This is a genomic window from Luteimonas sp. A482, assembly GCF_054072655.1.
In genome coordinates this window covers 185,260-199,068 of sequence record NZ_JBSVRO010000002.1, presented here as the reverse complement: position 1 = coordinate 199,068, position 13,809 = coordinate 185,260, and the positions used below count along the sequence as shown (strand labels likewise).

The window sequence follows — 13,809 nt, the reverse complement described above, 5'->3', positions numbered from 1 at the left end:
CGCTCCACTCCGCTGTTCATGGATTTCCTAGGCCCGTCGGGCCGCATCGCCCACGCCCAGCATCGGCAGCAGCCTGGCGTAGCTTTCTCCCAACTTCTGTTTCTTCCCCGCTACCGACAACGCTAGATCCCGGCTGAGTTCCTCCCGCCATGGCGAAAGCTGCCGCACCACGTCGGTCTGCATGTCGTCATTCTTGCGGAATTCCCTGAAGAGCGTCGTTTCCTCGGTCCCTATGGGCAGCAACCAGTGCGCCTGGCGCGCAATCGCCACCAGCGGAATGCGCCGACGCCGGGTCTCCAGCGCCAGCCATACGTCCGCCATCCCCGTTGTTTCGAACCACGCGAGCTCCGGGCGCAGCAGATCCGTATGGAAGGCGACTGTACCGGTACCGAGCTGATTGACGATGATGTCGGTATCGAGTCCTTCTTCGAAGTGGAGCAGCGTCCGCCCCCGGAAGAAGCTCCTGATCGGCTTTGCATAGATGGTTCCGTGCAGGCCAACGATCACATTTCGTTCATAAAACTCGATCTTCCGGATCAGGCTCTGCACATACTCGGGCGGGTAAGCGATGTCATCGTCCACCGTGAAGCAGAACCCGTCAGGCACGTCCTGGGTGAAATGGAACTTGCCGTTGTCCCGCAGATCCGGTCCGCCCACTACGGCATTGATGCGCGAGTGCTTGAGGAAGGCGGGGACGTCGTCGTATCCATTGAGGTAGATGTTGATCGTATCCACCTGCGGCAGAAGGGCGGCCACCACGATGCGCAATTTGTCTTCACGGGGCGGGTATGTCGCCATGCACGCCGTGATCTTGTTGCCGTCATAACGGCCCTCGCCGACCAGCAACCGTCCAAACACCGGATATGGGCGCCGCACGACCGGAAACGGCATGTAAGGCCTCAAGCCGCGCTCGTCCAGGTGCTTGTGCCATTTGTCGCACATCGCCGCGTAATGCCTCCTCTGCGGCGAGAGGAAGCTTTGCGCCGCATTTCGATCCTGAACGAAGTTGATCGCATTGGCCGGGTCGCTGGTCAGGGAACCGTCCCGGAGCAGCGCCACGTACAGGACGTCTTTCACGTTGACCTGGGCTTCCAGGCCATACGTGATGCGTACGCGTCTCAGGAACTCGTCGTCTGCAGACGTCCTGACGGTATCGAAATAGCCGATCTCCTCGATCACGCTCTTCTTGACCATCTGGCTGATGTACGCCACACGCTCGGCGACGCCGTTGATCAGGATCGTGCTGCCGTCTTCTTCATTCTTCCGGACATGGTTGCAGGTACTCACGGCAACCCCTGCCCGGTTGAGCGCGTGAAACTGCTTCTCGATACGGGCAGGCAGCGAGATGTCGTCGCTGTCCATGAACGTGACGACAGAGCCGGACGACTTCGTGATGCCGAAGTTCTTGCAGAAGTACGTTCCGTTGTTCTCGCCGAAGCAGTACAGCTTGATCCTGCCGTCTTTCCTCTGCAGCGCTTCCACGCGCGCCCGGGTCGAATCGGAACTGCTGTCATCGACGACGACCAGTTCCAGGTTGCGCCAGCTCTGCTCGAGTATCGAGCGGATCGCCGCTTCGACGTAGTTCTCCGTGTTGTACGTTGTCATGATGACGGAGATGAGCGGCTCGCCCGGGTAAGTCACCTCCGCACCGACCACACCCCCCTTCTTCCGGGACATGTAGGGCACCCCTGCAATCCGGACGCTCTGCGGGGGAGGAATGGTCTGCGGAGCAGGTGCACCTGCAGCGCCCGCTCCGGCAGAACCAGCCTTGCCGGGCGCCGCAACCTGAGGCTGCCCCTGGCCAGAGGCCTGGAGCTCTGCCCGGCGGTCGTGCTCGCCGGTCGTCGGGTGGGCCGACGGCACCGCCCGGGTGATCTGCGGTGAGGACACCGCCTTCCCGGCCCGCATGGGCCACCGGAGTAGCCCGGATAGCCGCCGCAGCGCGCTGAAGATCCTGCCGTTGAGGAGGGCCTCGTGGCGCGAATGGAGCATGTCTGTGCGGGTACGCATCTCCGCCTTCAGCCGCGAAAGTTCGAGCGCCTGCAGTTCGATCTGCCCTGCAGAACGTTGCTCAACCCTGGCCAGGTGCCCGCGCAGTTCGATGATTTCCGACTGCAGCGAAGCAATCTCGTCGGAACTGTCGACGCCGCTGCGTCCGCCTTCGGATACTTGTTCCACCATGACCACGCCGTCCGGCTCACCGTTCCCCGCTTCCGGCACGACCAACGCCGGAACGACAGGGATCTCCGGTTCGACCCGGATCACAGGTTTACTCCCCGGCCCCAACTTCCTGGTCCCGCCGATGAGTGCCTTGAGCGGTGCCCGCTCGGCCCGGGTGCCTACGGGGATGAGCAACACGACGGGATCCCGCCGTACACAGGCCATGCTGGTGTAGCCGTGATTGCACAGGAAACCGCCCAGCCTCTTGGACTCCTCCGCGTGCGGTGAATGAAGCTCGACGACTGCCCGATGCTCGGCCGCGATCCGGCCAAGCACATCCGCCCATCCGCGGGCGGGTTCGACGGGCAGCAGGATCAGGCCTACGCGGCCCGACTGGCTGCCGATCAGGCCTGTCTGGAAAGCATGCAGTTCTGCAAGCCCCAACTGTTCAAGTATCGGGCCGCCCAGGACGTCGCCGCCGGCGGGCATCCGCCGAACCTGCACTGCCACCTCCGGGCTGTGCAGCTCTTCCGTCGCACTTTCGGGTCGAGCGTGGACCTGCAGAACAAGGTCACCGGTACGCACCAGCGCACCGATCACGTCCATCCGCGGGTCATGGAGTCTATTCACGGATTCATTTCACCTGAGGCGGGCGACGCCCGCACAAAAAACCAATGCACGAAGTCACTGCCCACCTCCGTCCTCGACCCGGAGGATCTCCCGATCGGCGTCGAGCCCGGCCATTGGCATATGTCCCGGCGCTGCACAGATCACCTGGAGCTGCGCAATCATGAGTTCGTACATCCTGGTCGCGTAATGGAAAGGGGCGACGCCCCATCTGTGGCCAGGGTCGGCAAATATACCATCGGGATAATCGATCACTGCGCCGACGCCGTTCCTCTGTAGATACCCGTACATGGTCTCGAGTGTGCGATTTCTTTGAGCAATCAATGCCTGGTTCTCGAGCGGCTCGCCATTGTCGAACTCTCTTGCCCAGAACGCACGGTTCACGATGATGCGGGCAGGCGGTACGGTCCGCAGCAGGCGACCGACACCCCGTTTCCAGACAGCGAGGTGCTGGTTCGTGCCTGGCGTCACCACCGGCCCCGTCCATCCGCTGACGCTGGCCAATTCACGCGAGAGCGTGAACAGCTCCGGGACGGTATTGGAGCCGCCGAACCGCGCCAGATTGAATCTTTCGTCGATGAGGTCGACCAGGAGGAAGTCGAACTGCGCTCCCTCGATGACCGAAAGCGCACGCTTGCGCAGATCGATATCGACCATCCGCCGCTGGAACCGGCTGGCGATGCGCGGCACATTTGCTCGCACGCTGGGGGGGGCGGGCCTGGTCAGGAACGCACTGGCCAGCGAGGTGCGGGCGATGTAGCCCGCCAGCTCCAGGCCATGGCCGGTCAGCGCGAACGCGTCCCGTGACACGCAGCTTCCCAAGATGAATATCCGGGGGCAAGCAGGCATCATGCGGGCAACCCCGCGGCCGTACGTTGTTCGGGATCCAGACGCAGCCCACGGGCGCGCACGCCATCTTCGTCACCCTCCCAGGTGTGCTGGGACGCATCGGCGCTACGCCGGCACAGAAAGCCGAACCCGTCGCCCACCGCGATCCTTATGCCCTGTCGACTGCAGTCGTCCAGGAACTGGGAGTCGACGCCACGCCTGCGGCCACTACCGAACGGGAGGCGGCGCAACACGTCTGTGGTGCCAGCCAGGGTTGCGCCACAGATCTCACCTCTTCGCCACCCGTCCGCCACGTGGAAAGCGAAGCCCAGCCGTGAAGGGTCGCAGTAAACGGCGCCATCAGACTCGAACCGCGTGAACAGCAGTGGCATTCCAACGACTTCCGCAGCTGCCATTTCGAGCAGGGCGTGGACTCGCGTCAGATACTCCGGAGCGTAATAGTCGTCATCGTCCATCTTTGCCCAGTACTCGCCGCGCGCGCGCGATACCGCCAGGTTGAGGCAGTCGCCAAGGCCAACGGACATGGGCGCCTCGAGCACGACAACCCGTCGACTTCCGGCCGAGAGCTCTACAGGCGGCATTTCCTGACCGTGGAGGACAACGATCAACTCGCAGCAGGTATGCGACTGCCGCCGGAAGTTTTCCAACGCTTCCAGCACGCGCTCGGGGCGACGAGTCACAAGCAGGCAGGAGAGCATGGACGTTCGCGTTGGTACGCGCACGTCGAGATCGCGCCGCATGGTCGTCAGCGCATCCAGAACGGTATGTCCGGCGAGCAACTCATCCGCCATCCTTCTGCGCCACACCGCCGTGCCGAAGTCATCGGAAGCATGTGAAAGGCCATCTTCCACGGAGGTTGCGAACGGTTGCAGGCTCTGCAGCGGCCAAGCTTCAGCAACAGCGGGATCCACCACGACGAGCGAGCCGCAGGCGGCCGCCCTCAACATTTCCTGCTGGATCCTCCAAGAGGGCCTGACTTGACTCGCGGTGAACAGTTCGGCATCCGCCATCTTGGAGAGCACCAGTTTGTCGACCCAGCTGACTGTACCCACCAGAACATGCGCATCCGATTGTGCGGCCTCGGCATTGGCAGTGGCGACATCCCAATAGCTGTCCAGCAACCAGACCGACGCGTGCGGGGACCCAACCCCTGCTGGCGTGGATGGCGCGCTTGCGTCGGCAAGCGCATCGTGGAGCACGATGAACTGCCCCGCCGGCTTCAATGCGGACAACGGGTCGGTCTTGAGTGGGTTGTGCAACCTCGGCTGGATCCTGGGGCCAATCAGCCCCAGCTTCCCCGGGGCCACGTCCTGCAGCGCGCGCTCATGGACGGCGCGATCGATGGCATAGACGTGGTCGGCGATGACAGCCCACTGCCTAAGGTAGGGATAATCACCAGGGTCACAGCGGAGCCACACCACGACTGGAATGCCCAGCGATGCGCATTGATCCAGGACCGACCGCACCGGGCCGCCTTCGACCCTGAGTTCATGCCGCCACCCTGCGTCCATGTCGTGGAGATCCGTGTCCAGGAGCAGGAACGCGGGCGATTTGTTGCGCAAGGTCTCCGATGCGTCCACCGGGCTCAGCCTCAGTACCGGCACGTCGAAGGCGAGCTCGGCAGCCAGGGTGGGACCAGAGATCACAGCGATCGCGTGTGCCGCATCACGACCAAAATTCCACTCGCGTGACTGGCAGTCCCGCCCGCACACGAGGGACTCGATCACCTCGTCCGACAACAGTCCCGCCAGGTAGGGGGCAACGTCGACGAGGCGGAAACTGACGTCGCCGCCGGTGTCGGGAAGATCCGTTCGCACGATCTCCGCGGGGATTCTCGCGTCGGGCTCGACCTTTGGCGCAACAACGGCCACCTCTGGCGTGGTACGCAGCCACCCGATCAACGCCCGTAGCGGAGCCATGATGCGCCAGGATGTGCTGCTCCGCAGTTCTTCGATCTCTTGACGCAGCCGGACCGAATCACGACGCGCTTGCAACAGCTGCCGCGACAGGCTGTTCGTCTCCAGCCGCTCACCTGCTCCCATTGGTATTACTCCCTCGCTCCAGTCCGCCTCGTCCGTCTGGATGGCGGCGATGGAACTTGGCCTCCAACGCTACGACGCCTGCTCGGAAGCCACGACCGCCTGCCGCTTGAGTTGCTCCTGGTACGCATGACGGCGGAGCAACTCCTTGTAGACGCCGACTACTTTATTGACCGAACCGACGCTCTTCACTCGACCATTGTCAATGAGGATCGCCCGATTGCAGACTTGCCGGATCAAAGAAAGACTGTGCGTTGCAAGCACCACGATTTTGCTGCCGCCGACACGGTTCATCATGCGTTCCTTGGCACGCTCCACGAACGCTGCGTCCCCGGTACCGATCCATTCGTCAAGAATCATGATGTCGTGATGCGTGGAGGTCGAGATCGCGAACCCCAGCCGCATTCTCTGGCCCGCCGACAACGTCCTGAGGCGATGCAAGGACTTGTGCTCAAGTTCTGAGAACGACAGGACGGAGGGAATAATTGCGCGCGCTTCCTCGAGCGGGGTTCCCATGGCCGCGCATCGAAGCAGGATGTTCTCGACCACGGTGGCGTCCGCATTGAAACCCAGAGACAGGTTCATCAGTGCATGTCTGGATCCTTCGACATGGATCCTGCCACGCGTAGGCTGATAGGCCCCTGTCAGTATGTGCAGCAGCGTCGACTTGCCCGCACCGTTCCTGCCGATGACGGCAAGCCTGTCGCCATCGTTGATCTCGAACGACACGGATTCCACCAGAGTCACGAACTGGCGCTTGGGCGCGGAGAACGCGGCTCCTCCCAGCACACCCCACCAGCTCCCCATACGACGTTCGCCATGAAGATACATGGGCACATCGAGGCCGACATTTTCCAGAACGAGCTTGGCCATCGATCAGATCCAGAGGGGAATGAATCGCGCGTAGCGGCGGTAAAGGATGGTCGACAGGATCAACATGACCGTCGTCATGATTGCCACGTAGATCCAGGTGACCGACTCGACGCTCCCTCCCAGGAAGGGCGACCTGATCATCTGGACCAGATGAAATGCTGGATTCACGTACATCAGGGTCGCCCGGATGCTCTCTTTGGGAACGAAGGCTGGATCCCAGAGAATCGGTGTCAGCAGGAAGCCGAACAGGAAGAGCGTCGTGGTCAGCTCCTGTATGTCCGGGTACCTGGCCCCCAGAAGTGACACCACTACCCCAAGGGCAACAACGTTGATCACGAGCAGCGGCACCGTCAGGAACAGCGTCAAGAAGCCCTGGATGCTTGCCATAGGCGATAACAGAAACGCGATCGAGACGATTGCGAACGCGGCGAATGCGGAGATTGCTGCTTTTGACAGCGCACGGAATATGTAGTCGGTAAACCGGGTCCTCCCATCCATGATGAAAGGGCGGTGCGACAGCATCACGGATGAAGTCTCGCCAATGACCTGGGTGATGAATCGCCAGATCAGATATCCCATGCCCATGTACGGCATGAACGATCGGGGATCCCGGCCCGAGAAGCCTGCGTAGAAGTTGCCAATTACCAGCACGGTCGTCGCCGGCGGAACGAACAGCCAAAGCACGCCAAGCCGGGACCGACGATAACGGCTGATGATGTCCAGCCATGCCGAAAAGGTCCAGAACTCCGGCCGCCGCAAGCTGCCAAGCGCATCGACCCACAACAACTGCCCACCCAGGGGTTTGCCGGCGGCGGCACTGCCGCTCCTGATTCCTGTCACCACGTTCGTCACGGACTCTCTAACCCCGCAGGGCGTGTGCGAGGTCCGCACACAGGTCGCGAAGGTGCTCCACCCCCACACTCAACCGCACCAGGTCATCCCCGATCCCCAGCCGCGCCCGCGTCTCTTGCGGCACCGACGCATGCGTCATCACCGCCGGATGGTTGACCAGGCTCTCCACGCCACCGAGCGATTCGGCCAGGGTGAACAGCTGGGTGCGTTCGCAGAAGCGCTTCGCTGCATCGAACCCGCCCTTGATGCGGAACGAGAGCATGCCGCCGAAGTCGTCCATCTGGCGCTTGGCCAGCGCGTGCTGGGGGTGCGAGGCAAGCCCTGGGTAGATCACGTCCTGCACGGCATCGTGCGCCTGCAGGTATTCCGCGATCGCGTGCGCGTTTTCGCAGTGCGCCTTCATGCGCAGGTGCAGGGTCTTCAGGCCGCGCAACGCCAGGAAGCTATCGAACGGTCCCTGCACGGCGCCCGCCGAGTTCTGCAGGAAGGCCATGCGCTCGGCGAGGTCGGCGTCGTCGCCGACCACCACCATGCCGCCGACCATGTCGGAGTGGCCGTTGAGGTACTTGGTCGCCGAGTGCATGACGATGTCGGCGCCGTGTTCCAGCGGCCGCTGCAGGATCGGCGAGGCGAAGGTGTTGTCGACGACGACCAGCGCGCCCTGGCGGCGCGCGATCTGCGCGATCGCGGCGATGTCGACGATCTTCAGCAGCGGGTTCGTGGGCGTCTCGATCCAGACCAGCTTCGTCTTCGGGCTGAGTGCGGCCTCGAACACGGCCGGGTCGGTCATGTCGACGAAGCTGAAGTCCAGCCCGGCGCTGCGTCGGCGCACGCGCTCGAACAGACGGAAGCTGCCGCCGTAGAGGTCGTCCATCGCAAGCACGTGGTCGCCGCTGTCCAGCAGTTCCAGGATGGTCGCGGTGGCCGCCATGCCGGACGCGAACGCGAAGCCGCGCGTGCCGCCTTCCAGGCCCGCCACGCAGCGCTCGTAGGCGAAGCGCGTGGGATTGTGGGTGCGCGAGTACTCGAAGCCCTGGTGTACGCCCGGGCTGGACTGGGCGTAGGTCGAGGTGGCGTAGATGGGCGGCATCACCGCGCCGGTGCTCGGGTCCGGAGACTGGCCGGCATGGATCGCCTTGGTTCCAAGCCCCCACGCCGCCGTGTCGACCGCCTCGCGGGGGTCCGTCATGTCGCTGAATCCATTGAATTCCGGGGCGGGGATTCTACCATTGAGCTGACCTCCGCCCGGGCGCTCACTGCACCCGCCTTCGCAACCAGTTCAGCAGGTCGATGCGGGTGATCAGCCCCAGGAACCGCTCCCCGTCGAGCACGATCGCAACCTGCCCGCGGTCGAACACCGGCAGCAGCGACTCGACCGGCGACTTGACGTCGAGGATGTCGAGCTTGCTGACCATCGCGGTCGAGACCGGGTCGCGGAAGCGGTTCTCGTCGCCGTAGACGTGCAGCAGCACGTCGGATTCGTCGAGGATGCCGACGATGCTGTCGCCATCCATCACCGGCAGCTGCGAGATCTCGTAGAGCTTCATGCGCTGGTAGGCGGTGACCAGCAGGTCGCCCGGGGCCAGCACCACGGTGTCGCGCTGCGAGTACGGCCGCAGGATCAGGTCGCGCAGGTCGCCGTGCTGTTCGCGCTCCAGGAAGCCGTTGTCGAGCATCCAGTAGTCGTTGTAGAGCTTGCTCAGGTACTTGTTGCCGGTGTCGCAGACGAACACCAGCACCTTCTTCGGCGTGGTCTGCTCGCCGCACCAGCGCAGCGCGGCGGCCAGCAGGGTGCCGGTGGACGAGCCGCCGAGGATGCCCTCCTTGCGCAGCAGCTCGCGCGCGGCCAGGAAGCTCTCCTTGTCGGGAATGGCGTAGGCCTTCTTGACCCGCGAGAAATCCGAGATCGAGGGCAGGAAGTCCTCGCCGATGCCCTCCACCATCCAGCTGCCGGACTTCTCGCTGAGGGTGCCCTCGTTGATGTACTCGGTCAGGATCGAGCCGACCGGGTCGGCCAGCACCATCTCCACGTTCGGGGCGTGCTCGGCAAAGCAGCGCGACAGGCCGGTCATGGTTCCCGAGCTGCCGCAGCCGAACACGATCGCGTCCAGCCCGCCCACGGCCTCCATCTGGCGCAGGATCTCCGGCCCGGTGCCGTGCTCGTGCGCGGCCGGGTTGTCCGGGTTGCCGAACTGGTTGATGAAGTAGGCGCCGGGCGTCTCGGACGCGATCCGCGCCGCCAGGTCCTGGTAGTACTCCGGATGGCCCTTGGCGACGTCCGAGCGGGTCAGCACCACCTCCGCGCCCATCGCCTTGAGGTTGAAGATCTTCTCCCGGCTCATCTTGTCCGGGACCACGAGGAGCAGCCGGTAGCCCTTCTGTTGGGCGACCAGCGCCAGGCCGATGCCGGTGTTGCCGGCGGTGCCCTCCACCAGGGTGGCGCCGGGCTGCAGCTCGCCGCGCGCTTCGGCGGCCTCGATCATCTCCAGGCCGATGCGGTCCTTGATCGAACCACCGGGGTTCTGGCTTTCGAGCTTGAAGTAGATCTCGCACAGGCCGGTGTCCAGGCGCTGGGCCTTGACGATCGGGGTGTCGGCGATGAGGCCGAGGACGGAGGAATGGATCGTCATGCGGGTCGGGTGCGTGCGGGAAAGCATGGATTATCGCACCGGCCCACGACCGCCGTGCTCACGGTGGTCGGCAGACAGCTCACGGGCGGCGGCGACCGACGAGGAGGCCGCCGCCGCCCGTGACGTCCAGGAACATCAGTGTTTCAGCACGTCGTAGAGACGGGTCAGGCGGTCCTTCGCAGCGAGCTTCTCGCGCTTCATCTGCGAAAGGGTGGTTTCATCGATCGGGAGCACGCCGAGTTCGGCATCGAGCACTTTCTTGTCCAGCTCCTTGTGGCGCTGGTAGAGCTGCTTGAACTCGGGATGGCCCTTGATCAGCTTGTCGAGTTCCGCCTGGGGTTGCCCTTCGAACATGGAATTCCTCCTGCGAACATGCAAACGCCCCGGCCGGTGAGGGCACGGGGCGTCGTCGGGGGTACAGACCGGACGCGGGGCGGGTCCCGCCTCCACGGCCCACCGGCGGCCTGCATTGCCGGGGGTGGGCGCCTGGTTCGTGATCGGCTCGGTCATCGGTCTGGCTCTGTCGCCAGGTGGCTGGGGAAGAAAGCTGCCGCCTGGTCATCCGACCCTACTCCTCCCCACTGGGGTGGACAAGGGCCCTTCCGGGGGCCACCGCATGCCGCCGTCACGGAACCGGCGCGGCGCACCGGACCGGTTCAGCAAGGTCGAGATGGAGCCGAATGCCCGGAAGCGCCGAAATCTCGTAAGCCTTTGATTACCGAATTGAAAACTGCCCGAGGCAGGTTCAGGGCGTGTCGCCGCCGGACTCCAGGCTGCGCATCAGCTCTTCTTCCTGGCGCTTGAGCTCGGCGGCCCGCTGGCGGGACGCGCGCAGGCGTGCGGCCTCACGCGAGGACACACCCTGCAGGACGGTTTCGGCCTCCTGCCGGGCCAGCGATTCGGCCTCGGCGGTCTCGCGCAGGCGCGCGGTTTCTTCGGCCTGGATCTGGGTCTGGATGCGCAGCCGCTCGGCTTCCCGGCGGGCGCGCGCGGCCTCGCGGCGGCTGGCCTCGAGCAGCAGGTCGGCGCGTTCGCGGTCGAGCCGGTTGATCTCGCGCCGCGCCGCTTCGGTCTGCACCGCCACTTCGGCGGTTTCGACGCGCCACTGCGCGACTTCCAGCGCGGCGGGCCGCTGCCGGCTGCTGCGCGTGGCCGCCAGCGCCTGCACGGCCTGGCGTGCCTGCATCCGTTCCAGCGAGGCCAGCGTATTGAGCGCAGGGTCCGCGTCGATCGCGACCAGGCGCTGGTTCAGGCCCGCGACCTCGGGAGTGTCCTGGGCCTGCGCCATCGGCAGCGCCAGCAGCAGGCACAGGCAGGCGGCAACTTGCAGCCGGGTCTTCATGGCGTGTCCTCACGGCGCAGGCGCTGCTGCAGGTCGGCCACTTCGGCGCGGCGCTGCTCAAGCTCGGCGCGGACCGTGGCCTCATGGCTGCGCGCGGTGGCCAGTTCGGCCAGCGCTGCAGAACGCAGCGCCAGGTCGCGCGCCTCGCCCTCTTGCCTGTTTGCCATCGCCGCCTGCGCCTGGGTCAGCAGGCTGCCTGCGCGCGCCAGCTCGGCGGCCGCGTACTGCTCGGCATCGGCATCGGATGCGCGCGACACCGCCTGCCGCGCCGAGGCAAGCTCGGCGGTAGGAGGCGGCATCGTCGCGCAAGCCGTGAGCGCCAGCACGCATCCGCATGCCAGTGCCTGCAGCGTGGTCCTGAAGTATGCGAAGCTTGTTGCCATTAGGGGGGCCGTGCCGTCTACGGGATGCGCGGCCATTGTCGACAGCCTTCGCCCGATGCGCAACGGTCAGGGCGGGCCATTGGGGATTGGTACATGGACATCGGCTATTTCCTGAAGCTGATGGCGGAAAAGAACGCGTCGGACATGTTCCTGACGACGGGCGCGCCGGTCTACATCAAGGTTGAAGGCAAGCTCTATCCGCTGGGCAATACCGGCCTGCCGCCCGGCATGGTCAAGAAGATCGCGTACTCGCTGATGGACGAGGGCCAGGTGCCCCAGTTCGAGCGCGACCTCGAGCTCAACATGGCGATCTCGCTGCAGGACTCCGGGCGCTTCCGCGTCAACGTGTTCAAGCAGCGCGGCGAAGTGGGCATGGTGATCCGCGCGATCCGCAGCACCATCCCCACGATCGAGGAGCTGCAGCTGCCGCAGGTGCTCAAGGACATCATCATGGCGCCGCGCGGCCTGGTGCTGCTGGTCGGCTCGACGGGCTCGGGCAAGTCGACCTCGCTGGCCTCGATGATCGACTACCGCAACAGCACGACCGCGGGCCACATCCTCACCATCGAGGATCCGATCGAGTACCTGCACAAGCACAAGAAGTCGATCGTCAACCAGCGCGAGGTCGGCCTGGATACCCACGCCTTCCACAACGCGCTGAAGAACGCGATGCGCGAGGCACCGGACGTCATCCTGATCGGCGAGATCCTCGACGCAACCACGATGGAGGCGGCGATCGCCTTCGCCGAGACCGGCCACCTGTGCCTGGCCACGCTGCACTCCAACAACGCCGACCAGACCATCGAGCGCATCCTCAACTTCTTCCCCGAGGCCGCGCACAAGAACGTGCTGATGAACCTGGCGTTGAACCTGCGCGCGGTGGTGTCGCAGCGGCTGGTGGTGGGCATGGACGGCCGCCGGATGCCGGCGACCGAGGTGTTGATCAACACGCCGATGATCCGCGACCTGCTGCGCCGCGGCCAGGTGCACGAGATGAAGCAGGCGATGGAAGAGTCGCTGGAAGAAGGCATCGAGAGCTTCGACCAGTGCCTGTTCCGGCTGTACAAGGATGGCCGGATCGAGCGCGAGACCGCGCTGCGCGCCGCCGATTCACGCGAAGGGCTGGATCTGAAGTTCAGGCTGTCTGAGGGCGGGAGCGGCGAGCACGATCCTTACGCGGACGTGTTCGGCAACGGCTGAGGGGCTGCGATCCGGTTACGCGGCTGCTTCCCCCGAAGGGCGGGGCCTACCAGAGCTGTCATTTCGACCGCAGGGAGAAACCTGCCATCGGAATTCCGGTAGGGCGGATTTCTCCCTGCGGTCGAAATGACAAGCCAAGGTGATCCGCCGCCAACCGCCCTCACCGCGGCGCGTCCGGCTGGCGGTCGGGGGCGGCGTCGCGGAACGCGGGCAGCTGCAGGCAGGCTTCTTCGATCGCGGCGATCACCGGATAGCGCGCCATGTCCACGCCGAAGCGGCGCGCGTTGTAGACCTGCGGCACCAGACAGCAGTCGGCGATGGTGGGGGCGAAGCCGTCGCAGAAGGTGCCGGTCGCCGGATGGTCCTGCAGCAGCGCCTCGAAGGCATCGAAACCTTCCGTGATCCAGTGCCTGGTCCAAGCGTCGCGCTCGGATTGCGGCACGTTCCATTCGCCCTCCAGGTAACGCATCACCCGCAGGTTGTTGAGCGGATGGATGTCGGTGGCGACCAGCTGCGCCAGCGCGCGCACCCGCTGGCGCTCGCGCGAGGTGGCCGGCAGCAGCGACGGCGTCGGCCAGACCTCATCGATGTATTCAAGGATCGCCAGCGATTGGCGAAACATGCGCTGCCCGTGCTGCAGCACCGGCACCAGCTTCTGCGGATTGGTGGCAGCGAAGGACGGCGCCAGCTGTTCGCCGCCCTCGCGCAGCAGGTGGACCGGCACCGTGTCGTAGGCGAGGTTCTTGAGGTTGAGCCCGATCCGCACGCGATAGGCCGCGCTGGATCGCCAATACGAATACAGCCTCAGTTCCTCGCCCACCCAACCGCCCCCTGGGCCGACCGACCCTGTCCTG

The 13,809-nt window shown here is 64.8% G+C and carries 12 protein-coding genes; 1 reads left to right on the top strand and 11 read right to left on the bottom strand.

The window, feature by feature from the left end:
- Nucleotides 1-27: 27 nt before the first annotated feature.
- The 10 genes from ACW5DW_RS09560 to ACW5DW_RS09515 all read right to left on the bottom strand — a co-directional run bounded on the left by ACW5DW_RS09560 (nucleotide 28) and on the right by ACW5DW_RS09515 (nucleotide 11,671).
- Nucleotides 28-2,766 (bottom strand): glycosyltransferase family 2 protein, encoded by a 2,739-nt coding sequence (locus ACW5DW_RS09560; protein ID WP_457018611.1) that lies wholly within the window; start codon nucleotides 2,764-2,766, stop codon nucleotides 28-30.
- A 78-nt stretch (nucleotides 2,767-2,844) separates the two neighbouring features.
- Nucleotides 2,845-3,636 carry a DUF6270 domain-containing protein gene (locus tag ACW5DW_RS09555; RefSeq protein ID WP_457018857.1) on the bottom strand — a complete coding sequence of 264 codons (792 nt, stop codon included), beginning with the start codon at nucleotides 3,634-3,636 and terminating at the stop codon, nucleotides 2,845-2,847.
- Entirely contained in the window at nucleotides 3,636-5,678 is a 2,043-nt protein-coding gene (locus ACW5DW_RS09550; protein ID WP_457018609.1) for a glycosyltransferase family 2 protein, read from the bottom strand. The genes ACW5DW_RS09555 and ACW5DW_RS09550 overlap by 1 nt, the downstream gene beginning before the upstream one ends.
- Before the next feature lie 69 nt (nucleotides 5,679-5,747).
- Nucleotides 5,748-6,548: an ABC transporter ATP-binding protein gene (locus tag ACW5DW_RS09545; protein ID WP_457018608.1), complete on the bottom strand. Its 801-nt coding sequence runs from the start codon at nucleotides 6,546-6,548 to the stop codon at nucleotides 5,748-5,750.
- 3 nt (nucleotides 6,549-6,551) lie between these two features.
- Nucleotides 6,552-7,400 carry an ABC transporter permease gene (locus ACW5DW_RS09540; RefSeq protein WP_457018606.1) on the bottom strand — a complete coding sequence of 283 codons (849 nt, stop codon included), beginning with the start codon at nucleotides 7,398-7,400 and terminating at the stop codon, nucleotides 6,552-6,554.
- Between the two features lie 7 nt (nucleotides 7,401-7,407).
- A complete protein-coding gene (locus tag ACW5DW_RS09535; RefSeq protein WP_457018604.1) occupies nucleotides 7,408-8,589 on the bottom strand; it encodes a cystathionine gamma-synthase in 1,182 nt (393 codons plus the stop codon).
- 64 nt (nucleotides 8,590-8,653) lie between these two features.
- Nucleotides 8,654-10,030: a pyridoxal-phosphate dependent enzyme gene (locus tag ACW5DW_RS09530; RefSeq protein ID WP_457018603.1), complete on the bottom strand. Its 1,377-nt coding sequence runs from the start codon at nucleotides 10,028-10,030 to the stop codon at nucleotides 8,654-8,656.
- A 135-nt stretch (nucleotides 10,031-10,165) separates the two neighbouring features.
- On the bottom strand, nucleotides 10,166-10,384 hold the full coding sequence (locus ACW5DW_RS09525) for a YdcH family protein (protein ID WP_457018601.1): 219 nt from the start codon (nucleotides 10,382-10,384) through the stop codon (nucleotides 10,166-10,168).
- Nucleotides 10,385-10,775: 391 nt separating this feature from the next.
- On the bottom strand, nucleotides 10,776-11,372 hold the full coding sequence (locus ACW5DW_RS09520) for a hypothetical protein (RefSeq protein ID WP_457018599.1): 597 nt from the start codon (nucleotides 11,370-11,372) through the stop codon (nucleotides 10,776-10,778).
- Entirely contained in the window at nucleotides 11,369-11,671 is a 303-nt protein-coding gene (locus ACW5DW_RS09515) for a DUF4398 domain-containing protein (protein WP_457018598.1), read from the bottom strand. The genes ACW5DW_RS09520 and ACW5DW_RS09515 overlap by 4 nt, the downstream gene beginning before the upstream one ends.
- 177 nt (nucleotides 11,672-11,848) lie before the next feature.
- Here ACW5DW_RS09515 and ACW5DW_RS09510 point away from each other — a divergent pair, with 177 nt between their 5' ends.
- Nucleotides 11,849-12,955: a PilT/PilU family type 4a pilus ATPase gene (locus ACW5DW_RS09510; protein ID WP_457018596.1), complete on the top strand. Its 1,107-nt coding sequence runs from the start codon at nucleotides 11,849-11,851 to the stop codon at nucleotides 12,953-12,955.
- A gap of 160 nt (nucleotides 12,956-13,115) precedes the next feature.
- Here ACW5DW_RS09510 and maiA read toward each other — a convergent pair whose 3' ends face one another.
- Nucleotides 13,116-13,775 (bottom strand): maleylacetoacetate isomerase, encoded by a 660-nt coding sequence (gene maiA / locus ACW5DW_RS09505; protein ID WP_457018595.1) that lies wholly within the window; start codon nucleotides 13,773-13,775, stop codon nucleotides 13,116-13,118.
- Between the last annotated feature and the right edge of the window lie 34 nt (nucleotides 13,776-13,809).

Coding starts and splice junctions, on each gene's coding strand:
- ACW5DW_RS09530 (WP_457018603.1), bottom strand. CDS start 10,030: ATGACGATCCATTCCTCCGTCCTCGGCCTCATCGCCGACACCCCGATC.
- ACW5DW_RS09520 (WP_457018599.1), bottom strand. CDS start 11,372: ATGAAGACCCGGCTGCAAGTTGCCGCCTGCCTGTGCCTGCTGCTGGCG.
- ACW5DW_RS09550 (WP_457018609.1), bottom strand. CDS start 5,678: ATGGGAGCAGGTGAGCGGCTGGAGACGAACAGCCTGTCGCGGCAGCTG.
- ACW5DW_RS09560 (WP_457018611.1), bottom strand. CDS start 2,766: ATGGACGTGATCGGTGCGCTGGTGCGTACCGGTGACCTTGTTCTGCAG.
- ACW5DW_RS09545 (WP_457018608.1), bottom strand. CDS start 6,548: ATGGCCAAGCTCGTTCTGGAAAATGTCGGCCTCGATGTGCCCATGTAT.
- ACW5DW_RS09555 (WP_457018857.1), bottom strand. CDS start 3,636: ATGCCTGCTTGCCCCCGGATATTCATCTTGGGAAGCTGCGTGTCACGG.
- ACW5DW_RS09535 (WP_457018604.1), bottom strand. CDS start 8,589: ATGACGGACCCCCGCGAGGCGGTCGACACGGCGGCGTGGGGGCTTGGA.
- ACW5DW_RS09510 (WP_457018596.1), top strand. CDS start 11,849: ATGGACATCGGCTATTTCCTGAAGCTGATGGCGGAAAAGAACGCGTCG.
- ACW5DW_RS09515 (WP_457018598.1), bottom strand. CDS start 11,671: ATGCCGCCTCCTACCGCCGAGCTTGCCTCGGCGCGGCAGGCGGTGTCG.
- ACW5DW_RS09525 (WP_457018601.1), bottom strand. CDS start 10,384: ATGTTCGAAGGGCAACCCCAGGCGGAACTCGACAAGCTGATCAAGGGC.